Origin of the sequence: Oceanicaulis sp. (assembly GCF_965284345.1) — a bacterium.
Lineage (GTDB): Bacteria > Pseudomonadota > Alphaproteobacteria > Caulobacterales > Maricaulaceae > Oceanicaulis > Oceanicaulis alexandrii_A.
The window spans coordinates 2,885,627-2,906,478 of record NZ_OZ260073.1 but is presented as its reverse complement, the minus strand read 5'-3'; the positions used below and the strand labels follow the sequence as shown (position 1 = coordinate 2,906,478).

Sequence of the window (20,852 nt, the reverse complement as noted above, 5' to 3'; positions counted from 1 at the left end):
TAAGGATTTTACCGATGAGCTTTGTTCTCAACGAAGACGAACAGATGCTGCGTGATTCCGCGCGTGCCTTCCTTGGCGAATCCTCGCCCGTGACCGCCCTTCGCGCCTTGCGTGACGAGAAGAGCCCGACCGGCTTCTCAGCTGACTTGTGGTCGTCCTTCGCGGAAATGGGCTGGAGCGGCGTTCTGGTCAGTGAAGACCATGGCGGCGTGGACATGGGCTATGCCGCAGCCGGCCTGGTGCTGGAAGAGATGGGCCGCACCCTCGCCTCCTCGCCCTTCCTGTCCACGTCGGTTCTGGCGGCCACCGCCTTTAATCTGGCGGGGACCGACGCGCAGAAATCAAATTGGCTTCCGAAAATCGCGTCCGGTGAAACCGTCATTGCGGTTGCATTGGACGAGCGGGCGCGACACAATCCAGACCACATCCAGACCCGCGCGAAGAAAGACGGGAACGGCTTTGTTCTTTCGGGTAAAAAGCGTTTCGTGAATGAAGGCGCTGGCGCGGATATGCTGATCGTCGTCGCCCGGACGGATGACGACCAGATTGGCCTGTTTCTGGTGGATCCCAAAACCAACGGCGTGACGCGCACCGATCGCCGGACGGTGGACAGTCATGTGCCCGCCGATTTTGACTTTGACGACGTCAAACTCGATGGCGACGCCTTCCTGTCTGGCGCGGACGATCTCGATGCGGCCTATCGCCGTCTTCTGGACGCTGGCCGGGCCTGCCAGGCGGCGGAATCGCTGGGCGTCGCCGAGCAGGCGTTTGACGACACCATCGCCTATATCTCTGAACGCGAACAGTTCGGCGTGCCGATCTCCAGCTTTCAGGGCCTGCAGCATCGCGCCGCCCATCTTCTGGGCGAGCTGGAGCTGGCGCGCTCTCTGGTGCGTCGGGCGCTGACCACGCTCGACACCCAGCCTAGCCAGGCGCCGCTCTGGTGCGTCGCGGCGAAGGCCAAGGCGACCCAAGTCTCACGTCTCGCCGCCGCCGAAGGCATCCAGATGCATGGCGGTGTCGGCATGACCGACGAGTATGATATCGGCTTGTATTACAAGCGCGCGCAGGCGGCCGGCGAATTCATGGGCGATGACGCCTTCAACGCCGGCGAAGTGGCGCGGATGAGCGGCTACTAGCGCGCCGCTTTACTCCAGATCAAGGCGGGGCCGTTTCGCGGCTCCGCCTTTTTTGTTCATGAGGGATCGGTCTCAGTCTCAGTCGTCGTGTCGGTTTGCGCCTGGGCGGTCTCCGGCGCCATTTCATAAAGCTGCTTCATCTCGCCCGCCAACAAGATGGGCGAAGCATCAATATCCTCAGCGTCCATAAGCTCGGCCACCCGCTGCACTGAGGCGATCAGCATATGCTGCTCCCAGCTGGGCAGTTCGCGGAACGCGCGCAAAAAGCCTGCTTGCAAAAGTTCCGGCGCACTGTCGGCTTTCTCAAGCCCGGCGGACGTCAGCCCAACCATGACCACCCGGCGGTCGTTCTCGCTGCGGCGCCGGACGACATAGCCGTGGTTCTCGAGACGGTCGAGAATGGAGGTGATTGTCGCCTGGCTCAAAGACACCGCTCGAGCAATCGCGCTTGGGGCCAGCTCGCCATCCTTGCGCAAGGCCTGGATCACGACGAGCTGCGGCGCCGTCAGCCCTGAGCTTTTCACCAGGCGTTTGGAGTGAATATCAATCGCCCGCGTAATACGACGCAAAGCGATCAGGATTTCATCATAATCAGTCATCGAACCCATCATGGACATGCGCGGACGCGAAAGCACCCGATTGGCTTACCATGAGTTTGTTCAGAAAGGGAAATGGTCGGAACGGCGAGATTCGAACTCGCGACCCCTGGTCCCCCAGACCAGTGCGCTAACCGGGCTGCGCCACGTTCCGACGTTTCAGTCTCCGAACAGGTCCCGGCGTTCGGAGAGGAGAGACGTATAAGGGCCAAAAAGCGGACAGGCAACCATTCAGCGCGGTGTGTCGCAGACCTGTTGCAGCCCTGCGCCAGCGCTGTGCTCAGGCCGTCTTCTCAAGCACTTCAGAGAGCCGCGCCCTCGCCTGCTCCAGACGTGACAGCGCGCTGCGCGCCAGGTCAACTTGGCCACCGGACAAGCTCGCGGCCTGTTGCGGCTCATCTCTATGGGGCGTCACCGGCGCATCCGACTGGACCGCAACTTGAGTCGCCACCTTCGAAGTTTTGATATCCTGAGCGGGGTCCGGGCTGGGCGTGCTGGCCTCGGCCAAGGCCGCGACAGATGCGACGCCATGTTCGCGCAGATATTTTTGCGCGCCCTTGATCGTGTAGCCGTCATCGTAAAGCAGCCGGCGCAAGCCTTTGAGAAGTTGCACGTCCTGGCGGCGATACATGCGTCTACCGCCCGCGCGTTTGACCGGTTTGAGCTGGGCGAACTTGCTTTCCCAAAATCGCAAGACGTGAGGGGGCAGTCCCGCCTCCTCCCCGGCTTCGGAAATGGTCCGGTAAGCGTCTGGCGATTTATCGCTCATGGCGTGTCCTATTTGGACAGGGCGGCGTCGACCCGGTCCTTGAGCACCTGGGAGGGTTTGAACACCAGAACCCGGCGCGGCTCGATCGGCACTTCTTCGCCCGTCTTCGGATTGCGTCCGACTCGTCCGGTCTTGTCGCGCAACAGGAATGACCCGAAGGACGACAGCTTGACCGATTCCCCGCCCACAAGTTTGTCGGAGATCATGTCGAGGACGGCTTCCACCAACTCCGCGCTTTCGTGTCGGGACAGGCCGACTTCGCGATGGACGGCATCTGACAGATCTGCGCGCGTGACAGTCTTCGAACCCATGTTGGCCCCCATTTAATGTCTGCGATGAAGACGTTACGTCGCAAACCGCTCACTGGTCAACGTTAACCATAGGTCGCACAATGAACGCGCTTAATAACGCACTAACGCGGCGCCCCAGGTAAAGCCTCCGCCAAGCGCTTCCATCAGCACTGTATCGCCCCGCTTGATGCGGCCGTCCTTGACCGCGGCGTCAAAGGCGAGCGGGATGGACGCGGCGGAGGTGTTGCCGTGTTCAGCGACAGTGGAGATCACCTGTTCCACTGAAATCCCTAGCTTTTTCGCGACACCCAACAGAATGCGCTGATTGGCCTGATGCGGCACGACCCAGTCGATATCCGCAATATCAACGCCGGTCTGCGCGCACAAGGTGGTCATGGCGTCCGAGATTTTCGTCACGGCATGACGGAACACCTGATTGCCCTGCATACGCAAATGGCCGACCGTTTTTGTCGCAGAGGGACCGCCATCGACGTAAAGCAAGTCGCAATACTCGCCATCCGAGCGTAGATGCGTTTTCAAAACGCCTTTGTATTCTTCCGGCTCGCCATCTTCCGCCGTCAGCACCATGGCGCCCGCGCCGTCCCCGAACAGGACGCAAGTGGTGCGGTCCGTCCAGTCGAGAATGCGCGAAAACGTCTCTGCTCCTATGACCAGAGCGCATTTGGCCTGGCCGGTGCGGATGAAAGTGTCCGCCGTCGCCAGGGCGTAAAGAAAGCCTGAACAGACGGCGTGAACGTCAAAAGCGAAGCCGTTTTTCACGCCGAGCTTGTGCTGAATGATGGTGGCGGTCGCCGGGAAGGTCAGATCGGGCGTGGCGGTGGCCACGATGATCAAATCCACGTCGTCCAAACTCAGTCCGGCATGCTCGACCGCCCTGCGTGCGGCGGCTTCGCCCAAATCAGAGGTCCGCTCGCCCTCACCGGCGATATGACGCTTGTTGATGCCTGTGCGCTCGCGAATCCACTCGTCGCTGGTTTCGACAATCGCCTCCATGCCCTTATTGGTGAGAACTTTCTCAGGCAGGTAGGAACCGATCCCGGCGATGCGTGAATAGGTCAAGCGGTTTCCCCCTCGGAAACAGTATCCGCTTGCAAAGCAGACAGTCTTTCAAGATTGCGTTCGATCTCGGACAGAAAGCGGCTATCGGCCATTTCCAGTGCAATGCGCAAGGAGGTGGCGAAGCCGAGCGCGTCCGTGCCGCCATGGCTTTTCACCACGACGCCGTTCAGCCCCAGAAAGACGCCGCCATTGACGTTGCGCGGATCCATCTTGGCGCGCAACTGATTGAGCGCGCCCAGGCTGAGCAGGCCCGTGGCGATCTTGGCGATGAGAGAGCTGGTCAGCGCTTCGCGCAGCCAGCCGCCCACGAGCCGCGCCGTACCTTCGGCGGTCTTCAGCGCCACATTGCCCGTGAAGCCGTCCGTGACGACCACATTCGTGGTGCCGGCGGAAATATCATCGCCCTCGATGAAGCCGCGATAATCAAGGTCGAGCTCGGCTTCGCGGATCAGGGCGTCCGCGTCGCGGATCGTCTGGCCGCCCTTGAGTTCTTCCTGACCGACATTGAGCAAGCCCACCGTTGGAGCCTTTTCGCCATGCACGGCGCGATGGAAGGCCTCGCCCAGAACGGCGAATTCGACGAGCTGAGAGGGAGAGCAATCCACGTTCGCGCCCACATCAAGAACGGTGGAAAATCCTTGCGGCGCTGGCCAGCTGGCGGCGATGGCGGGACGGTGAACGCCCTTCTTCATCCGCAGGATAACCTTGGAGATCGCCATCAGGGCGCCGGTATTGCCCGCCGAGATCGCGACCTGGGCCTCGCCGTCTTTCACAGAGCGGACCGCGTTCCACATGGACGAGCCGCGCGCCCGGCGCACCGCTTCAGACGGCTTGGCGGACATGTCCACTTCGCTGTCGGAATGGCGAATGTCGCACACCTCGGCCAAGCCTTCATGGCGGGCGAGTAAGGGCGCGATCTGCGATTCGTCGCCATGGAGCAAGAACCGCACCGCGCGCTTGCGGCCTTTAAGAAAGTGCGCGACGCCGTCAACGACGATTTCCGGCGCGTCATCGCCGCCCATGGCGTCAATGGAAAGGACCAGCGCTGAGCTCATAGACAATCCGTCTTAAAACAACTTATGCGCCGGCAGGCAGCCGACGGCGGGCGAACCTTACCCATTGACCCTCTCTTTGCAAGCGACGCAAGCCGCAGCTCACGCCGGGGCGAAGTGCGGCGCCTCGCCAGCCATCAGCGCGTCGATCGATTGCGCCTCCAGCGTCGCCACACTGGCCAGTGCGTATTCAGCCAAACGCGCACAGACATCGGGGCGCGGCGTGCTCTCCTCGAACATGTTGCGTTCCAGCGCCTGGGTCAGCGCGGCCTGATCACCCTCCGCCAGCGGCGTTTCATAGGCTGTGGCGCGGCCGTAAAACGCCTCGCCCATTTCCTTGATCTTCTTGCCGACGCTGAGATCTCCAGTGCCCATTTCCCGTAAAGCCGCGTCCAAGTCGTCAAACATGACGTCAAACACACGCTGTGCGAGATCACGACCGAGATCGCCGCCTTCACGCAGGCGGCGCATCACCAGAACCGCGTGCAAGACGATCATGTCATAGCGCCCATCCACGCTGTCCTCCACGCCGTCAGGGCCGTAAAACGCTGATCGACGCGCCGAGCGCACGAGGGAATCATAAAGGCTGCGAGCGATCTGCTTGCCGCGATCTTTCCTGAACAAACCACTGAACATGTATTAACAGGCTCCCCTCACTGAGCGCTTGCAGCTATGCTTCCACCCGGTTACGTCAAGCAGATAGTCCTGCGCAAGCTGACTGACCACTGACGTATACGTCTCGAACGCTATCAATGGAGCCCTTATGCGCCTCAGCCGAGTGATCCTCGCCGCCACTGTCGCCCTCAGCGCGACGCTGGTTACGGCCTGCAATCCGACCCTGCGCAGCCATGGCTTCCGCTATCCCGATGGCGAAGTGCCCGAATTGACGGTAGGCGTGGACAGCCAGTCCACCGTGCTCGCCACGCTGGGCAATCCGTCCACCCGCGGCACATTTGAGCAAGATACCTGGTATTACATCTCCGCAACGCGCGAATATCTCGCCTATCTGCGTCCCGACACCCGCGAGCGCCGCATCATCGCCGTACGGTTTGACGATGACGGCACGGTCAGCGCCGTGGACGAGTTCGGCATGGAAGATGGCCGGGTCGTGGCCTTTGTGGATCGCGAAACCCCGACCCGCGGACGCGAGCTGACCATTCTTGAACAGCTTCTCGGGAATGTGGGTCGTCTGCCGAGCGAACAATTCGGCGGCGAGCAGAACCTGCCCGGCGGCGCCGGCGGCCCGCGCCCGGGCGGCTAGACGCTTACATCTTCAGAATACAAAAAACCCCCGACGCTCGGCGTCGGGGGTTTTCTTTTGACGGGCAAGACCGAGACTACATCCCCGCCAGAACCGCCAGCATCAGCAAGGCCACGATATTGGTGATCTTGATCATCGGGTTCACGGCCGGTCCTGCCGTGTCCTTATAGGGATCGCCCACGGTATCGCCTGTCACGGCGGCCTTGTGGGCTTCGGAGCCCTTGCCGCCATGATGGCCGTCCTCGATGTATTTCTTGGCGTTGTCCCAGGCCCCGCCCCCGGCGGTCATGGAAATCGCCACATAGAGGCCGGTCACGATCACGCCCAGAAGCATGGCCCCGACGCTGGCGAGCGCTTCGGCGCGTCCGGCGATGAAGTTGACCACGATGAACAGCACGATCGGGCTGAGCACCGGCAGGAGCGAGGGAATGATCATCTCCCGGATCGCCGCCTTGGTCAGCAGATCCACCGCGCGACCATAATCAGGCTTCACCTCGCCTTTCATGATGCCGGGATTTTCGCGGAACTGACGACGCACCTCCTCGACGACGGCCTGGGCTGCGCGTCCCACAGCCGTCATGGACATGCCGCCAAACAGGAAGGGCAACAAGCCGCCAAAGAGCAGACCGACGACCACATACGGGTTTGAGAGCGAGAAGTTCACAGTCAAACCGGCAAAGAAGGGATAGGTCTCAGGGTTTGATGCGAAATACGCCAAGTCCTCGGTATAGGCGGCGAAGAGCACGAGCGCTCCCAGCCCCGCCGATCCGATGGCGTAGCCCTTGGTGACGGCTTTGGTGGTGTTGCCGACCGCATCCAGCATGTCGGTGGTCTCGCGCACCGCGCCTTCCAGCCCCGCCATCTCGGCGATGCCGCCGGCATTGTCCGTCACCGGTCCAAACGCATCGAGCGCCACCACCATGCCCGCCAGCGCCAACATGGTCGTCACCGCAATGGCGATTCCAAACAGCCCCGCCAGGTTGAAGGTCAACATGATGGCGCCGATGATCACCAGAGCCGGAAGCGCCGTCGCCTCCATGGAGACGGCGAGGCCCTGAATGACGTTCGCGCCATGGCCGGACTCAGACGCCTTGGCCACAGATTTCACCGGACCGTAATTCACGCCCGTATAGAACTCGGTGATCCAGACGATCAGGCCCGTCACCACCAAGCCGGTCAGGCCGCAATAAAACAGCGACATCGCTGTGATCTGCAGACCGTTTGCGCTTTCAACAACGCCGTCAAAGCCCAGGACGAAATGCGTGGCGATCGCCAGACCGACAGCCGAGAAGAGCGCAGCAGCGAAAAACCCCTTGTAGAGCGCGCCCATGACATTGGTTGAACCCTTGCCCAGACGGACGAAGTACGCGCCCAGGATGGACGCGACCATGCACACCCCGCCAATGGCGATAGGGTAGATCATCATGGCGTCCAGCGTGATCGCGCCAGCCGCATCGCGGAAATAGATCGAGGCGAGCACCATGGTGGCCACGATGGTCACGGCGTAGGTTTCAAATAGATCCGCCGCCATGCCGGCGCAGTCACCGACATTATCGCCCACATTATCAGCGATGGTTGCGGCGTTGCGCGGGTCATCTTCGGGAATGCCGGCTTCGACTTTGCCGACCATATCCCCGCCCACATCGGCGCCTTTGGTGAAAATGCCGCCGCCCAAGCGCGCGAAGATTGAGATGAGCGACGCGCCGAACCCTAAGGCCACAAGCCCGTCAATGATCTGTCTGGGGTCCTCGGCAGCGCCGAATGACGCGCCCTGTGTGAGCCAGAGATAATATCCGGTCACCGACAACAGCGCCAAACCCGCCACCAGCATCCCGGTGATCGCCCCGGCGCGAAACGCCATGGACAAGCCCGCCTGAAGCGATTCCATCGACGCTTGTGTCGTCCGTACATTCGCCCGGACGGACACCAGCATGCCGATGAAACCGGCTGCGCCGGATAACAACGCCCCGATCAGGAAACCCAAGGCGACGACCGGGCCGAGCAAAAACCCGACCAGAATCAAAATCGCCGCCCCAACGGCGGCGATCGTCATATATTGGCGTTTAAGATAGGCGTTTGCGCCCTCCTGGATGGCGCTGGCGATTTCCTGCATGCGCTCCGATCCCGCGCTCGCCGCGAGAATGGACCGGATCTGAACCGCACCGTAGAGAACCGCAAGGCCTCCGCAGGCTAAGGAAATCCATAGCCAGATATACACTGATTGCATGACACCCTCCCCGAGCGTCTAAAGGCTTCTTGCAACGCCGCATCGAGTTCTTGGAAGCCTCCAAGACATGGGCGGCTATTGCTTTGACAAAGAAAGCCTAGTCCCGGTTTTCAGGGAGATGCAACAGTAAAGAGAAATGCTGCGGTGCAGCTATATTCTCAATTCAATGCATGGGGCGAATGTCTGAGCCTAGAAGATCAAGACGTTCGATCTGGGTCGGGTCCACAACTTCACCGATCGCTGCGTACAGAATCTGACGCGTGGATTCGCGGTCGATCTCACCCGCATCATCCATCACAAACGGATGGCGATGAGCGGAGCGGACCATGGTGTCGACCAGGAAGTGTATGTCTTCGATGAAGCGGGTCGCACTCACACCGCGCGCCAGGCAAACGCGAGGCGTTACAAATGCATAGCCATACAAATGGTGGTGAGATTCAATCGGCACCACGATCGAGGGCACGTCCACTCTGCGCGGGCAGGTTTCGTCTTCGCCAAACTCCGCCATGAGCGCCTGGGTGGCTTCTTCGACTGAGTTGTAAAGCGGCAGGTCCGTGGACGCCACAGCGCCGGGGCCGCTGGAGCCACCGCCACCGCCGCCACCCCCTCCTCCGCCACCACCGCCGCCTACGGCGAGCGCAGGCGTGGCGAGCAGAAAAGCGGTGCAGAGTGCGTATGCGAAAGAACGAATCATAGATCCTGCTTAGCAGGCAAGACTCAAAAATGCGTAAACCCAAAAGACGAAGGCGTGATGGGCTCGCCATCGACTTGAACGATCAGACCCCCGTCTGAGTCGCCTCCGAAGGTCACCTCGCCCAAGCGTGTCACTGCAACGCCGAGACGGCTCGCCGCTGTGATGAAATCGGTCACGGTGTCCGCCGACATGGTCAGCACCAGCTCATAATCATCACCGCTTGAAGCCAGCTCCAACAAGGCCTGTGACCGATCCGGCTGTTGCGTCAGCCAATGGCGAGCTGGATCTGAGAGGGGGATTGCATCCAGGTTCAGTTCGAGCATGCAGCGTGATGCTTCAGCGATGTGTCGGGCGTCGGCCAGCAACCCATCAGAAACATCAATCGCTGCGTGAGCATACTGGCGAACAAGCCCGGACAGCGCACATCGCGGCTCAGGCAGGGTGAATCGCTGGGCCAGCCATTCAACGTCCGCTTTCGGGGGCGCATATATGCCCTGTCTCGCTTTCAGACCGAGGCCGGCATCGCCAATGGCTCCAGTCACCAGAAGCTGATCCCCCGGCTGAGCGCCACTTCGCCGGACCGCCTGTCCTTTGGGGACCGAGCCAAAAGCGGTGATGGAGATCATCCAGGGTCCGGGCGCGCTAGTGGTGTCGCCCCCCGCCAGATGGACGCCGAAAATGTCCTGGTCCAGAGCCAGCCCATCCGCAAAGCCGCTCATGCGTGCCTCGCGGCCCGTATCTGGCCAGACCACGCACGCCATATACGCATGCGGATCAGCGCCCATCGCGGCGAGGTCCGACAGATTTGCCCGCAGGGCCTTTCGGGCGGCGAGCGCAGGGTCTTCATTGTGTGGAAAATGACGGCCTTCGATCAGCGTATCCGCCGTCACCGCCCAGTCACAGCCCTCAGGCGGCGTCAGAACAGCGCCGTCATCCGTGAGTGCGGCGGCTCCGGGCAATCCGAGGCTGAGCGGGGCGAGCCGCGTTCGTATGTAATCAAACTCGCCCGATCCGCTCATATCAATCAGGCGTCGCGCACCTGCTTGGACAGGGCGTCCAGCGTCGCGTTGACGAACCCGGATTCAGAACCGTCAAAAAAGGCGTGTGCGACATCGACATATTCGTTGATGACCACGGCGGCGGGTACATCCTTGCGCGCAACCAGCTCATAGCCGCCTGCCCGCAGGATCGCGCGGACGGTGGCGTCCAGACGCGAGAGTTTCCAGCCTTCTTTCAGAACGCCGGACAAGCGTGTGTCGACATCCGACTGGTGGGAGATGATCCCTGTCACCAGGTCCTCAAAGAAGACTTCATCGGTCTCGACGAAATCGCCCGGCTCGCCTTCATAGCCGAACCGGTGATCGCGAAATTCCTTTACGACCGCAGCGGCGCCGGAACCGGATGTCTCCATCTGGTAGAGCGCCTGCACAGCGCTGAGACGCGCGGCGCGACGCAATCGGGCGTGTCGGTCAGATGATGCTTCCTGTGACTTGCCGCTCATCAGGCCGCCCCGAACTTCTTCTTGAGGCTCAAAAGCACCAGAGCGGCGTTTGCGGCGTCACCGCCCTTGTTTTTCTCATGAACATGAGCGCGAACACGGGCCTGCTTGATGTTCTCAACCGTCAGAATGCCGTTGCCGACCGGAACGCCCTTAAGCGTCAAATCCATAAGGCCGCGTGCAGATTCCCCGCAGACATAGTCAAAATGACTGGTTTCACCGCGAATGACGCACCCTAAAGCCACATAGGCGTCGTATGGCGCCTTGCCCTGCTCGGAGAGCGCGATCACAGCCGGGATCTCCAGTGCGCCAGGCACTTCAACCACGTCTGCCGTCACGCCTGCCGCGTCACAGGCGCCCTGAGCGCCAGCGACCAGCTGCTCGGTGATGTCTTCATAAAAAGGCGCTGCGATCAGCAGCACACGGGTTTCAGCGCTCACAAGCGCCTCCTTTAATCAATTTCGCGTTGCTCGACGACTTCTAGACCATAGCCGTCCAGCCCCACAATGTTTTGCGGCGCAGTGGACAAGAGGATCATCTGGCGCACGCCCAGATCCAGTAATATTTGCGCGCCCAGACCATATTCACGCAAGCGACGTTCTTCACGCGTATCGGGCGGATCTGACGGCGCTGCGCCAAACCGCTCGGTGATCGCAGCGCGATTGGTCTCGCGGATGAACACCATGGCTGCCGGGCCATCATGCTCGGACAGCGCTTTCACCCCCTTATCCACCAGACCCGTGCGTCCGCCAAGCGCGCCCAACACGTCGTCCGCGAAGCTGACCTTGTGCATGCGCACCAGAGCCGGCGCATCAGCAGTGATTTCGCCTTTATGCAGCGCCACATGCTCCACATTATCCACGAGCGAGCGGAACACGGTCAGCTTGAACGGACCGCCCGCCTCAGTAGACACGTCCGTGTCCATGCGGCGCTCGACAAAGCGGTCATGCTGACGGCGATAGGCGATCAGATCGGCGATCGCGCCGATTTTCATATTATGCTCTTTGGCGAATTCGATGAGGTCGGGAAGACGGGCCATCGTCCCGTCATCCTTCATGATCTCACAGATCACGCCAGACGGGTTCACGCCCGCGAGACGCGCGATGTCCACCGCCGCCTCGGTATGACCGGCGCGCACCAGCACGCCGCCATCACGCGCCACCAGCGGGAAGACATGGCCCGGAGACACCACGTCTTCAGAGCCCTTGGAGGGATCGATTGCGGTCGCGACCGTCAACGCCCGGTCATGGGCGGAGATGCCGGTGGAGATGCCTTCTCGCGCTTCGATCGACACTGTGAAATTGGTGGAGTGTCGCGACTGATTGCGCTGGCTCATAAAGGGCAGCTGCAGGGTCTTGGCCCGGTCCTGGGTCATCGACAGGCAGATCAGGCCGCGGCCATAACGCGCCATGAAATTGATGACGTCCGGCGTGGCGAACTGGGCGGGGATGATCAGATCGCCCTCATTCTCACGGTCCTCGGCGTCCACCAGGATGAACATGCGGCCATTGCGGGCCTCGTCGATGATCTCTTCCACTGGCGACAGCGCGGATTGGGGGGCGGATTCGCTCACGACTGGACCTCATTATTCGCGGCGCCGTCTGCACGGGCCTCCATTAAACGCGCGGCGTAGCGCGCCATGACGTCAACCTCAAGGTTGACGCGCGTCCCGGCCTGCAAAGATCCCAAAGTCGTGACCTCGGCGGTGTGGGGAATGATCATCAACTCGAACTCATCACCGGCGACCCGGTTCACCGTCAGGGAGACGCCATCCACCGTGATCGAGCCCTTATAGGCGATGAAGGCGCACAATTCTGTAGGGGCTTTTACGACAAAGCGGATCCAGCCGTCTTCGTCTGATCGCGAGACCACACGCCCGACGCCGTCCACATGGCCTTGCACGATATGTCCGCCCAGCTCGTCGCCGACTTTCAAGGCGCGCTCGAGATTGACCGCATCCCCGGCTTCCCAGCTCCCAAGCGTGGTTTTCGAGAGCGTCTCGGGCGACACGTCGAGATCATATTGAGCCCCGCCGTCCAGTTCGCGGCAGGCCACCACCGTCAGGCAGACCCCGGCATGGGCGATGGACGCCCCAAGCTCAATGGATGACGCAGGATACGGGCTCGACACCGTCATGCGGCGCACATCGCCTTCGGAAATAGACACGATCCGCCCCAGAGCGGAGACAAGGCCGGTGAACATGGGATCATCCCCGTTGATAGGTTTCCCAGAGATCCGCGCCGCATGCGCGAACAGATATGCGTTGGAATGTGGGCGCGAGCGCCAGTTCCTCAAGGCCAAGCCCTGCAATACACGCGCGTCCCTCTGCGCCGATCAGCATGGGCGCGCGAAACCATTCGATATGCGTGACGAGCCCGGACCGGATCGCCGAGCCTGCGATCTCGGCCCCGGCTTCGATCATGAGGCTTTGAACACCTCGTTCTTTGAGCGTTTGGATTACGGCCTTGAAAGACGCACGCCCGTCTGCGTCCGCCTCCGTCTGGATCAGTTCAGCTGCGCCTAACCCGGCCGGGGCTGCTGCGACATGAAACACCCACACCGGAGGCCCCTCAAGCATCACCGCATCGGTCGGCATGCGAAGCTGAGAATCGAGCACTACGCGTTGCGGCTGGTCCCCGCTCGCAACACCGTCCGGACGCGCTGTCAGTTGTGGATCATCGGCGAGAACGGTCCCGATGCCGGTCAGGATAGCGTCATGATCCGCGCGCATTCGGTGGACTTGCCTGCGCGCCTCAGGGCCTGTGATCCATTTGGACTGGCCATTGGCCAGAGCGATGCGGCCATCAAGGCTGGTGGCGAGTTTCAACGTGACGCGCAGGGTTTGCGCCGCCGTCATTGATCTGCGTCCAGATCATCCTCATGCCCGAGTTTTTCGCCCTTGATGAATTCTGAGAAGTCATCAACTTCCTGAAAGTCCTTATAGACCGAGGCGTAGCGCACATAGGCGACCGTATCGAGATTGCGCAATCCATCCATCACCAGCTCGCCGATGACGCTGGCGGGAACGTCGGGATCACCCAGGCTTTCGAGACGCCTGACAATGCCGGAAATCATCTGCTCGACGCGTTCGCGCTCAATGGCGCGTTTCTGGGTCGCCAGCAAAACCGACCTCGCCATCTTGTCGCGATCAAACGCTTCACGCTTGTTATCGGACTTGAGCACATGAAGATCGCGCAGCTGCACGCGCTCGAACGTGGTGAAACGTCCGCCGCAGGCCGGGCAATGACGACGGCGTCGGATCGCCTGGCTGTCTTCAGCCGGGCGCGAATCCTTCACTTGAGAATCAGGGTTGGCGCAAAACGGACACCGCATGCGCTTACCTTAGCCGAGCGCCGGGTAGATCGGGAAGCGTTCGCATAATTCGATCACTTCATCGCGCACCCGCGCCTCGACTTCAGCGTCACCGTCGCGATTGACCGCCAGCGCATCCAGCACTTCCGCCATCATCTCACCCACGCGGCGGAACTCGGCCGCGCCGAAGCCGCGGGTGGTGCCCGCGGGCGCGCCGACGCGCAGACCGGATGTCACGGTGGGCTTTTCCGGATCAAACGGCACGCCGTTCTTGTTGCAGGTCATATGCGCGCGCTCGAGCGCAGCTTCGGAAATGTCGCCCGTCAGCGATTTGGGGCGCAGATCCACCAAAGCGAGATGGCTGTCAGTGCCGCCCGACACGATGTCGTATCCCGCTTCCACCAGCGCGCCAGACATAGCGCGGCAGTTCTCAATCACGGACGCGGCGTAGGCCTTGAATTCGGGACGCAGCGCTTCGCCGAACGCGACCGCTTTTGCGGCGATCACATGCATCAAGGGCCCGCCTTGCAGGCCAGGGAAGACGGCGGAGTTGAACTTTTTGCCCAAGGCTTCATCGCGACTGATGATCATGCCGCCGCGCGGGCCGCGCAGGGTTTTGTGTGTGGTGGTGGTGCACACATCGGCGAGCTGAACCGGGTTGGGATAAACGCCGCCGGCGACCAGACCCGCAAAGTGCGCCATGTCCACAAGCAGATAGGCCCCAACTTCGTCGGCGATATCGCGAAACGCCTGGAAATCGATCTCGCGCGGGTATGCGGAGCCGCCCGCAATGATCATCTGCGGCTGGATCTCTTTGGCCTGCTCGCGCAGCTTGTCATAGTCGATCAGCGCATTGTCTTCACGCACGCCATAGGCATGGGCTTCAAACCATTTGCCGGACAGGTTCGGCCGCGCGCCATGGGTTAAGTGCCCGCCCGAAGACAAATCCAGCCCCAGAATTTTATCGCCAGGTTTCAGAAGCGCCAGGAACACCGCCTGGTTGGCCTGGCTGCCGGAGTTGGGCTGAACATTGGCATAGGCCGCGCCAAACAATTTCTTTGCGCGCTCGATTGCAAGCTCTTCAGCGATATCAACAAATTCACAACCGCCATAATAACGACGACCTGGATAGCCTTCGGCGTATTTATTGGTCAGCGGCGAACCCTGAGCCTCCAGAACAGCGCGGGAGACGATGTTCTCGGATGCGATCAGTTCAATCTGGGTCTGTTGGCGCTGAATTTCCTTGCTGATCGCCGAGGCGAGCTGAGGATCGGCGTCAGCCAGAGACTGAGCAAAGAAAGAGGTGTTCTGGGCGGTCGATTGCACGTCAGCCATCTCGCTCGCACTCCATATAGCGGATCTTGATAGCTACATACGGCTGGATAGGGTCGCGGACAAGGCGCAGACCAGGCGTATTTTCATCTCATTGCACCAACAAAGTTTGAGGGGTGCATTCAGCAACCTTAAAAATGCTATGGTATCTGCAGATTTCTCAATTCAATACTTGTATAGCGAATATACTATCATTAAACACAAGACATCTCGTTTTCAGACGCAAACGTCATAATGTTGCGCAAGGATCAGAATATGACTGAAGAGACACTGCTGCCCGTCGATAATGAAGAATTGATGCGGATGACCACAGACATCATCGCGTCTTTTCTCTCGCACAACTCTGTGCCGGCGGAGAGCGTCCCGGATATGATCAAATCGGTCTACGCCACCATGAAAGAAATTTCCGGTGAGCCGGCCAAACCTGAGCCTAAAGCCAAACCGGCTGTGCCCGTCTCTCGCTCAGTCAGCGATGATTACATCGTTTGCCTGGAAGACGGCAAAAAGCTGAAAATGCTCAAGCGCTATCTGCGCTCGCAATACGACATGTCCCCGGAAGATTACCGCCGGAAATGGGGCCTGCCGGCTGACTATCCGATGGTGGCGCCGAATTATTCCAAGCGTCGCTCGGAATTCGCCAAGGAAATCGGCCTCGGCCGCGGCGCTCGCAAGAAATAAGCGCCTCGAACTGACGTGCTAGACAATGACGCCTCGGCCGCCTGGCCGGGGCGTTTTTGATTCTGGCGTCACGCCCTCTTGCGTCAGACGGCGCACCAACTTGCGCGCGGCGAGACGCTGGAGATCATCCTGACGTGTTTTGATGGGGCCGAAGACGACCACCTCTATACCGGTTTCGACATCGACCGCCGCCACCCGGACAGAATCGCCCACGGAAACAAACTCAAATATAAACTCACGATCCTGACCGGGATCGCCAGACATTATGCGACCTTCAGGCCGACATGCTTGGCATAGACGGTTTTCACCGCATCCAGCAGTTCGTCCATCATGGCGTCATCATGCATGGGCGTCGGCGTCAGGCGCATCCGCTCCGTACCTTTGGGCACAGTGGGATAATTGATCGGCTGAACATAAATGCCGTGAACATCCAAAAGTTCATCGGTCATCCGCTTGCACAAAACCGGATCACCCACATGAACGGGTACGATATGGGTCACGGATTCCAGCACCGGAATACCCGCTTCTTGAAAGCGCGCTTTCAAGGTGGCGGCGCGTTCTTGATGCTGCTCACGCAGATGATAGGCGCTCTTGAGATATTCAACGCTGGCGCGCGCGCCCGCCGCCAGAGCCGGCGCCAAGGAGGTGGTGAAGATGAAGCCCGGCGCCCAGGAGCGGATGGCGTCGACGATCACTTCATCCGCAGCGATATAGCCGCCCATAACGCCAAACGCCTTGCCCAGCGTGCCTTCGATGATGTCAAACCGATCCAAGAGGCCGTCGCGTTCAGCGATGCCGGCTCCGCGCAGGCCATACAGGCCGACCGCGTGCACTTCGTCGAGATAGGTGAGCGCATTATATTTGTCCGCCAGATCGCAAACGGCTTCGAGCGGGCCGATATCGCCATCCATGGAATAAACAGATTCAAGCGCGATCAGCTTGGGCGCGTCTATCGGCGCAGCTTTCAGAAGCTCTTCCAGATGCGCGACGTCATTGTGCCGCCACACATGCTTTTCGCATTTCGCTCCTTTCACGCCTTCGATCATCGACGCGTGATTGAGCTCATCTGAGAAGATGATCAGTCCTGGCAGGATCTTGCCAAGCGTGGCGAGCGTCGCCTGATTGGCGATGTAGCCAGACGTGAACAGCAGCGCGCTTTCCTTGTGATGCAGATCGGCGAGGCTGGCTTCCAGCTCCACATGATAGTGAGTCGTGCCGGAGATATTGCGCGTACCGCCAGCGCCGGCGCCCACATCCTCGATCGCCTGCTTCATGGCGCCGGTGACGCACGGGCTCTGCCCCATGCCCAGATAGTCATTGGAGCACCACACCACCACATCACGGGTATCGCCTTCATCGGTGCGCAAGCGCGCTCGGGGGAACTGCCCCTTCACACGACGCAGATTGGCGAACACACGATAACGGCCCTCGGCGCGGACGCGCGCGACTGAGGCTTTGAAAGCGCTGCGGTAATCCATTGTTCTTGCACTCGCATTTCAGCGCGAGCGGCTCTCCCTAAAGATCAGCATGTCATCAGCACAATGACATAGGATTCTGAGCTTGTCTTATCACCGGTCAGGGACCAAAGGTCGCGGTTCAACTGATAGCGCCTCGCAAACTCAAGTGTGCTTTACTTCATCTCTCCAGCAAGCCATTTGATCACGCCGGAGAAATCCATCTCCTCACCGCCCTGCCCGACGAACGCGTCATAAATGGTTTGCGCTTTTTCGCCCATGGGCGTGTTCACGCCGGCCGTTTTCGATGTCTGCATGGCAAGGTTTAAGTCTTTGAGCATCATCGGCGCCGCGAAGCCTGGCGTGTAGTCACGATTTGACGGTGCGGCCGGAACAGGTCCCGGCACCGGACAATAGCTGGTCAAAGACCAGTTCTGACCTGACGCCTTGGAGGCGATGTCAAAGAAGTTCTGCGGATCAAGGCCTAGCTTGATCGCCAGATTCATCGCTTCACATGTACCGATCATATGGATGCCGAGCAGCATGTTGTTGCAGATCTTCGCCGCCTGACCGGCGCCGGCGTCGCCTGCGCGAATCACGGCCTTGCCCATATTGGACAGGATCGGCTCGGCCTTTGCGAAGGCGTCTTCAGGACCGCCGACCATGAAAGTCAGCGTGCCTCCTTCGGCCGCCGCCACACCGCCCGACACAGGCGCGTCCACAAACGCAAAGCCCGCCTCTGCGGCCTTTTCGGCCACGGCGCGGGCGCTGTCCACGTCAATGGTGGAGCAATCGATCAAAACGGCGTCAGGGCGCGCAAGCGACAGCACGCCCCCGTCATCAAGATACACGCTGCGCACATGCGGGCCCGCAGGCAACATGCTCACCACGGCGTCCGCGCCGGTGACGGCATGGGTGAGATCAGAGGCCGCCGTCGCGCCTTTGTCGACCAGCGCCGCCACAGCGTCAGCGTTCAGATCAAATGCACGCACCTCATGGCCAGCCTTCACGAGGTTGGCCGCCATGCCGGAGCCCATATTTCCAAGGCCGATAAATGCAACAACCGCCATGCGGTCCTCCCTTGTGTTCGCTAGGGCGAGCGGTTGGTCCGCCCTGCCCGGTGTTCCTAATCGAGGAACGTCATTTCCTTGTCCGCGTCGAGCGGTTCGAAATAGGCCGCAACTTCAGCGTCAGAGATCGGTTCTGACCAGTTCGGCGCATTGTCCTTATCAATGATGACGGCGCGAACGCCCTCATAAAAATCAGACCCCTCTTTGAGGAAGCGGCTCGACACACGAAGGTCCTGAACCATGACGTCCCGCAACGACAGGTCTGCGCCCTTGCGCAGCGCCGCCAGCGTCACCTTCACGGCGGTGGGCGACTTGCCAGAGAGGATTTTCAGCACGGCCTTGGACCAGGCGTCGTCAGCGGTTTCCAGCCTTTTGAGAATGACGGTCAGATCATCACCTTCGAACGCCGCATCTATCAGCGGCTGAACCATGCCGAGGTCTGACTGGCCCGGATCTCCCGCGAACTTTTCAAGGATGGCGTCGACCTGTTCGCCGTCATCATCCAGCGTTTCGGTCTCCAGCGCCTCGATCAGGGCCGGATGGGAGTCGGTCGGCACATAATGCGTGGCGACCCCTGCGGCGATGCAATCGGCCGTTTTCAGGCGAGCGCCGGTCAGGCCCATCCAGACCCCCAGCTCCCCCATGAGACGCGGCAGGAAAAACGCCCCACCCACATCGGGATGAAAGCCGATACCGGTTTCAGGCATGGCGAACATCGTCCGGTCGCCCGCGACGCGGAATTCGCCATGAATGGAAACGCCGACGCCGCCGCCCATGGTGATGCCGTCGATCAAAGCCACATAAGGCTTGGGATATTCCGCGATCAGGGTGTTGAGTTGATATTCGTCGCGCCAGAACGTCCAGGCGCGATCATCGCCCGCCTGGCCGCTTTCCGCCAGCATGCGAATATCGCCGCCTGCGCAGAAACCTTTCTCGCCCGCGCCATCCACGACCACGGCCTTGACGCTGTCATCATCGCGCCAGGCTTTGAGCGCTTCGACCATGGCGGTGACCATGTCCTGGTTAAGCGCGTTGAGCGCCTTGGGGCGGTTCAGCGTGATGCGGCCGACCGAGCCGACTTTGCGAGTGATGACGTCTTCAGTCATGAGAGACTTCTCCGGACGGAAATTTTGCTCTTTGCCCTGGTGAGATGACAGGGCCAATTGATGCTCTTTGTAAGCGTAATCGAGTCTGACGATACCGCGACCTAGCGCAGCACGTCCTTGGCGATGATCACGCGCATGATTTCATTGGTGCCTTCAAGGATCTGGTGAACCCGCAGATCGCGCACGATGCGTTCCAGCGGGTAATCCTTCAGATAACCGTAGCCGCCATGGATCTGCAAAGCGTCATTGGCGATCTTGAAGCCCATGTCAGTCGAGAACCGCTTGGCCATGGCGCAATATTTAGCCGCTTGCGGATCCTTGCGATCGACCGCATCGGCGGCGCGAAGCAGCATCATACGCGAGGCGTCGAGCTCGGTGACCATGTCGGCAAGCTTGAACTGGGTCGCCTGGAAATCCGCGATATGGCGTCCGAACTGGCTGCGTTCCTTGGCGTAGTCGATGGCGAGATCCACCGCTTCTGCCGCGCCGCCCAGCGAACACGCCCCGATATTGATTCGGCCGCCATTGAGGCCCTGCATCGCAAAGCCGAAGCCCTGGCCTTCTTCGCCGATGCGGTTTTCAACCGGCACGCGGCAATCTTCAAACGTGACAACGCGCGTGGGCTGGGAATTCCAGCCCATCTTGCGCTCATTGGCGCCGAACGACAGACCGGGCGTGTCCTTCTCGACGATGATTGTGGAAATGCCCTTGGGGCCATCTTCGCCCGTCCGGCACATCACAGCGTACAGATCGCTGGTTCCTGCGCCGGAGATGAAGGCTTTTGAGCCATTGAGCACATAATGATCGCCGTCGCGCACGGCCTTGGTGCGCAGATTGGCGGCGTCAGAGCCTGCGCCCGGCTCGGTCAGACAGTAAGACGCGATGGTGTTCATCGCGGTCAGGTCCGGCAGCCAGCGCTGGCGCTGCTCTTCACTGCCCCAGCTGTCAATCATCCAGCTAACCATGTTGTGGATAGAGATGAAGGCCGCCGTGGACACACAGCCACGCGAGAGCTCTTCAAAGATCAGCGCCGCGTCGACCCGGCTCATGCCAGATCCACCCACATCATCGCGGGTGTAGATGCCCGCAAAGCCCATGGCTGCGCTTTCTTTCAGCACGTCCACGGGGAAGATTTTTTCCTCATCCCATTTCTCAGCATTGGGCTTGAGACGATCATTGGCGAACTTGCGTGCGGCGTCTTGTATCAGCGCTTGCTCTTCAGTCAGCTCGAAATGCACGGGGAAACCTCCTAAACAGACCGGGTTGAACCGGTTCCGACCGCATGAAACGCGAT

At 60.5% G+C, this 20,852-nt stretch carries 24 protein-coding genes and 1 tRNA gene; 3 read left to right on the top strand and 22 right to left on the bottom strand.

Going from position 1 to position 20,852, the window contains the following annotated elements; genetic code table 11:
* Positions 1–14: 14 nt before the first annotated feature.
* Positions 15–1,139 (top strand): acyl-CoA dehydrogenase family protein, encoded by a 1,125-nt coding sequence (locus ACQ66J_RS14105; RefSeq protein WP_430432125.1) that lies wholly within the window; start codon positions 15–17, stop codon positions 1,137–1,139.
* A gap of 56 nt (positions 1,140–1,195) precedes the next feature.
* Here the strand turns inward: ACQ66J_RS14105 and ACQ66J_RS14100 are convergent, their stop codons facing one another.
* The 7 genes from ACQ66J_RS14100 to ACQ66J_RS14070 form a co-directional block, all read right to left on the bottom strand.
* The gene (locus tag ACQ66J_RS14100) at positions 1,196–1,738 is read right to left on the bottom strand and encodes a MarR family winged helix-turn-helix transcriptional regulator (protein WP_375549109.1); all 543 of its coding nucleotides are present in this window, start codon (positions 1,736–1,738) and stop codon (positions 1,196–1,198) included.
* 73 nt (positions 1,739–1,811) lie between these two features.
* Positions 1,812–1,889, bottom strand: a tRNA-Pro gene (locus ACQ66J_RS14095).
* A 126-nt stretch (positions 1,890–2,015) separates the two neighbouring features.
* Positions 2,016–2,504 (bottom strand): MerR family transcriptional regulator, encoded by a 489-nt coding sequence (locus tag ACQ66J_RS14090; RefSeq protein WP_430432124.1) that lies wholly within the window; start codon positions 2,502–2,504, stop codon positions 2,016–2,018.
* An 8-nt stretch (positions 2,505–2,512) separates the two neighbouring features.
* Complete coding sequence (locus ACQ66J_RS14085; RefSeq protein ID WP_022702219.1) at positions 2,513–2,815, bottom strand: integration host factor subunit alpha; 303 nt, start codon at positions 2,813–2,815, stop codon at positions 2,513–2,515.
* Positions 2,816–2,905: 90 nt separating this feature from the next.
* Positions 2,906–3,874 (bottom strand): beta-ketoacyl-ACP synthase III, encoded by a 969-nt coding sequence (locus ACQ66J_RS14080; protein WP_375549111.1) that lies wholly within the window; start codon positions 3,872–3,874, stop codon positions 2,906–2,908.
* On the bottom strand, positions 3,871–4,929 hold the full coding sequence (plsX, locus tag ACQ66J_RS14075; protein ID WP_430432123.1) for a phosphate acyltransferase PlsX: 1,059 nt from the start codon (positions 4,927–4,929) through the stop codon (positions 3,871–3,873). The genes ACQ66J_RS14080 and plsX overlap by 4 nt, the downstream gene beginning before the upstream one ends.
* A gap of 99 nt (positions 4,930–5,028) precedes the next feature.
* Positions 5,029–5,562, bottom strand: coding sequence for a ubiquinol-cytochrome C chaperone family protein (locus tag ACQ66J_RS14070; protein WP_430432122.1), 534 nt, complete (start codon positions 5,560–5,562; stop codon positions 5,029–5,031).
* Positions 5,563–5,689: 127 nt separating this feature from the next.
* On the opposite strand from ACQ66J_RS14070, the gene ACQ66J_RS14065 reads away from it, so the two are divergent.
* Positions 5,690–6,187 carry an outer membrane protein assembly factor BamE gene (locus tag ACQ66J_RS14065; protein WP_375549114.1) on the top strand — a complete coding sequence of 166 codons (498 nt, stop codon included), beginning with the start codon at positions 5,690–5,692 and terminating at the stop codon, positions 6,185–6,187.
* A gap of 76 nt (positions 6,188–6,263) precedes the next feature.
* Here ACQ66J_RS14065 and ACQ66J_RS14060 read toward each other — a convergent pair whose 3' ends face one another.
* The 10 genes from ACQ66J_RS14060 to glyA form a co-directional block, all read right to left on the bottom strand.
* Positions 6,264–8,414, bottom strand: coding sequence for a sodium-translocating pyrophosphatase (locus ACQ66J_RS14060; protein WP_430432121.1), 2,151 nt, complete (start codon positions 8,412–8,414; stop codon positions 6,264–6,266).
* 163 nt (positions 8,415–8,577) lie between these two features.
* Positions 8,578–9,108 (bottom strand): hypothetical protein, encoded by a 531-nt coding sequence (locus ACQ66J_RS14055; RefSeq protein WP_430432120.1) that lies wholly within the window; start codon positions 9,106–9,108, stop codon positions 8,578–8,580.
* Positions 9,109–9,131: 23 nt separating this feature from the next.
* Entirely contained in the window at positions 9,132–10,127 is a 996-nt protein-coding gene (gene thiL, locus ACQ66J_RS14050) for a thiamine-phosphate kinase (RefSeq protein ID WP_430432119.1), read from the bottom strand.
* Between the two features lie 5 nt (positions 10,128–10,132).
* The gene (nusB, locus tag ACQ66J_RS14045; protein ID WP_375549118.1) at positions 10,133–10,609 is read right to left on the bottom strand and encodes a transcription antitermination factor NusB; all 477 of its coding nucleotides are present in this window, start codon (positions 10,607–10,609) and stop codon (positions 10,133–10,135) included.
* The gene (gene ribH / locus ACQ66J_RS14040) at positions 10,609–11,046 is read right to left on the bottom strand and encodes a 6,7-dimethyl-8-ribityllumazine synthase (protein WP_430432118.1); all 438 of its coding nucleotides are present in this window, start codon (positions 11,044–11,046) and stop codon (positions 10,609–10,611) included. Before ribH ends, nusB begins: the two co-directional genes overlap by 1 nt.
* A gap of 11 nt (positions 11,047–11,057) precedes the next feature.
* On the bottom strand, positions 11,058–12,179 hold the full coding sequence (gene ribB, locus ACQ66J_RS14035; RefSeq protein ID WP_430432117.1) for a 3,4-dihydroxy-2-butanone-4-phosphate synthase: 1,122 nt from the start codon (positions 12,177–12,179) through the stop codon (positions 11,058–11,060).
* Positions 12,176–12,808, bottom strand: a complete 633-nt coding sequence (locus tag ACQ66J_RS14030; RefSeq protein ID WP_430432116.1) for a riboflavin synthase — start codon at positions 12,806–12,808, stop codon at positions 12,176–12,178. The genes ribB and ACQ66J_RS14030 overlap by 4 nt, the downstream gene beginning before the upstream one ends.
* A 4-nt stretch (positions 12,809–12,812) precedes the next feature.
* Positions 12,813–13,463 (bottom strand): RibD family protein, encoded by a 651-nt coding sequence (locus ACQ66J_RS14025; RefSeq protein ID WP_430432115.1) that lies wholly within the window; start codon positions 13,461–13,463, stop codon positions 12,813–12,815.
* The gene (nrdR, locus tag ACQ66J_RS14020) at positions 13,460–13,939 is read right to left on the bottom strand and encodes a transcriptional regulator NrdR (RefSeq protein WP_022702206.1); all 480 of its coding nucleotides are present in this window, start codon (positions 13,937–13,939) and stop codon (positions 13,460–13,462) included. The genes ACQ66J_RS14025 and nrdR overlap by 4 nt, the downstream gene beginning before the upstream one ends.
* 9 nt (positions 13,940–13,948) lie before the next feature.
* A complete protein-coding gene (gene glyA, locus ACQ66J_RS14015) occupies positions 13,949–15,253 on the bottom strand; it encodes a serine hydroxymethyltransferase (RefSeq protein WP_375549123.1) in 1,305 nt (434 codons plus the stop codon).
* Positions 15,254–15,505: 252 nt separating this feature from the next.
* On the opposite strand from glyA, the gene ACQ66J_RS14010 reads away from it, so the two are divergent.
* Positions 15,506–15,928, top strand: coding sequence for a MucR family transcriptional regulator (locus tag ACQ66J_RS14010; protein WP_028284842.1), 423 nt, complete (start codon positions 15,506–15,508; stop codon positions 15,926–15,928).
* A gap of 18 nt (positions 15,929–15,946) precedes the next feature.
* Here ACQ66J_RS14010 and ACQ66J_RS14005 read toward each other — a convergent pair whose 3' ends face one another.
* The 5 genes from ACQ66J_RS14005 to ACQ66J_RS13985 all read right to left on the bottom strand — a co-directional run bounded on the left by ACQ66J_RS14005 (position 15,947) and on the right by ACQ66J_RS13985 (position 20,796).
* Entirely contained in the window at positions 15,947–16,192 is a 246-nt protein-coding gene (locus ACQ66J_RS14005) for a DUF6898 family protein (protein WP_430432114.1), read from the bottom strand.
* The gene (gene hemA / locus ACQ66J_RS14000; RefSeq protein WP_430432113.1) at positions 16,192–17,406 is read right to left on the bottom strand and encodes a 5-aminolevulinate synthase; all 1,215 of its coding nucleotides are present in this window, start codon (positions 17,404–17,406) and stop codon (positions 16,192–16,194) included. Before hemA ends, ACQ66J_RS14005 begins: the two co-directional genes overlap by 1 nt.
* 152 nt (positions 17,407–17,558) lie before the next feature.
* Positions 17,559–18,452 carry a 3-hydroxyisobutyrate dehydrogenase gene (gene mmsB, locus ACQ66J_RS13995; RefSeq protein ID WP_375549125.1) on the bottom strand — a complete coding sequence of 298 codons (894 nt, stop codon included), beginning with the start codon at positions 18,450–18,452 and terminating at the stop codon, positions 17,559–17,561.
* Positions 18,453–18,508: 56 nt separating this feature from the next.
* Positions 18,509–19,558 (bottom strand): enoyl-CoA hydratase/isomerase family protein, encoded by a 1,050-nt coding sequence (locus ACQ66J_RS13990; protein ID WP_430432112.1) that lies wholly within the window; start codon positions 19,556–19,558, stop codon positions 18,509–18,511.
* A 101-nt stretch (positions 19,559–19,659) separates the two neighbouring features.
* Positions 19,660–20,796: an isobutyryl-CoA dehydrogenase gene (locus ACQ66J_RS13985; protein WP_430432111.1), complete on the bottom strand. Its 1,137-nt coding sequence runs from the start codon at positions 20,794–20,796 to the stop codon at positions 19,660–19,662.
* Positions 20,797–20,852 lie beyond the last annotated feature (56 nt).

Bases quoted from the DNA above. Each gene is read 5' to 3' on its own strand.
- ACQ66J_RS14055 (WP_430432120.1), bottom strand. From the start codon at position 9,108: ATGATTCGTTCTTTCGCATACGCACTCTGCACCGCTTTTCTGCTCGCC.
- nusB (WP_375549118.1), bottom strand. From the start codon at position 10,609: ATGAGCGGCAAGTCACAGGAAGCATCATCTGACCGACACGCCCGATTG.
- ACQ66J_RS14100 (WP_375549109.1), bottom strand. From the start codon at position 1,738: ATGACTGATTATGATGAAATCCTGATCGCTTTGCGTCGTATTACGCGG.
- mmsB (WP_375549125.1), bottom strand. From the start codon at position 18,452: ATGGCGGTTGTTGCATTTATCGGCCTTGGAAATATGGGCTCCGGCATG.
- ACQ66J_RS14030 (WP_430432116.1), bottom strand. From the start codon at position 12,808: ATGTTCACCGGCCTTGTCTCCGCTCTGGGGCGGATCGTGTCTATTTCC.
- plsX (WP_430432123.1), bottom strand. From the start codon at position 4,929: ATGAGCTCAGCGCTGGTCCTTTCCATTGACGCCATGGGCGGCGATGAC.
- ACQ66J_RS14005 (WP_430432114.1), bottom strand. From the start codon at position 16,192: ATGTCTGGCGATCCCGGTCAGGATCGTGAGTTTATATTTGAGTTTGTT.
- ACQ66J_RS14090 (WP_430432124.1), bottom strand. From the start codon at position 2,504: ATGAGCGATAAATCGCCAGACGCTTACCGGACCATTTCCGAAGCCGGG.
- ACQ66J_RS14085 (WP_022702219.1), bottom strand. From the start codon at position 2,815: ATGGGTTCGAAGACTGTCACGCGCGCAGATCTGTCAGATGCCGTCCAT.
- ACQ66J_RS14065 (WP_375549114.1), top strand. From the start codon at position 5,690: ATGCGCCTCAGCCGAGTGATCCTCGCCGCCACTGTCGCCCTCAGCGCG.
- ACQ66J_RS14010 (WP_028284842.1), top strand. From the start codon at position 15,506: ATGACTGAAGAGACACTGCTGCCCGTCGATAATGAAGAATTGATGCGG.
- hemA (WP_430432113.1), bottom strand. From the start codon at position 17,406: ATGGATTACCGCAGCGCTTTCAAAGCCTCAGTCGCGCGCGTCCGCGCC.
- ACQ66J_RS14025 (WP_430432115.1), bottom strand. From the start codon at position 13,463: ATGACGGCGGCGCAAACCCTGCGCGTCACGTTGAAACTCGCCACCAGC.
- glyA (WP_375549123.1), bottom strand. From the start codon at position 15,253: ATGGCTGACGTGCAATCGACCGCCCAGAACACCTCTTTCTTTGCTCAG.
- thiL (WP_430432119.1), bottom strand. From the start codon at position 10,127: ATGAGCGGATCGGGCGAGTTTGATTACATACGAACGCGGCTCGCCCCG.
- nrdR (WP_022702206.1), bottom strand. From the start codon at position 13,939: ATGCGGTGTCCGTTTTGCGCCAACCCTGATTCTCAAGTGAAGGATTCG.
- ACQ66J_RS13990 (WP_430432112.1), bottom strand. From the start codon at position 19,558: ATGACTGAAGACGTCATCACTCGCAAAGTCGGCTCGGTCGGCCGCATC.
- ACQ66J_RS14060 (WP_430432121.1), bottom strand. From the start codon at position 8,414: ATGCAATCAGTGTATATCTGGCTATGGATTTCCTTAGCCTGCGGAGGC.
- ACQ66J_RS14105 (WP_430432125.1), top strand. From the start codon at position 15: ATGAGCTTTGTTCTCAACGAAGACGAACAGATGCTGCGTGATTCCGCG.
- ACQ66J_RS14070 (WP_430432122.1), bottom strand. From the start codon at position 5,562: ATGTTCAGTGGTTTGTTCAGGAAAGATCGCGGCAAGCAGATCGCTCGC.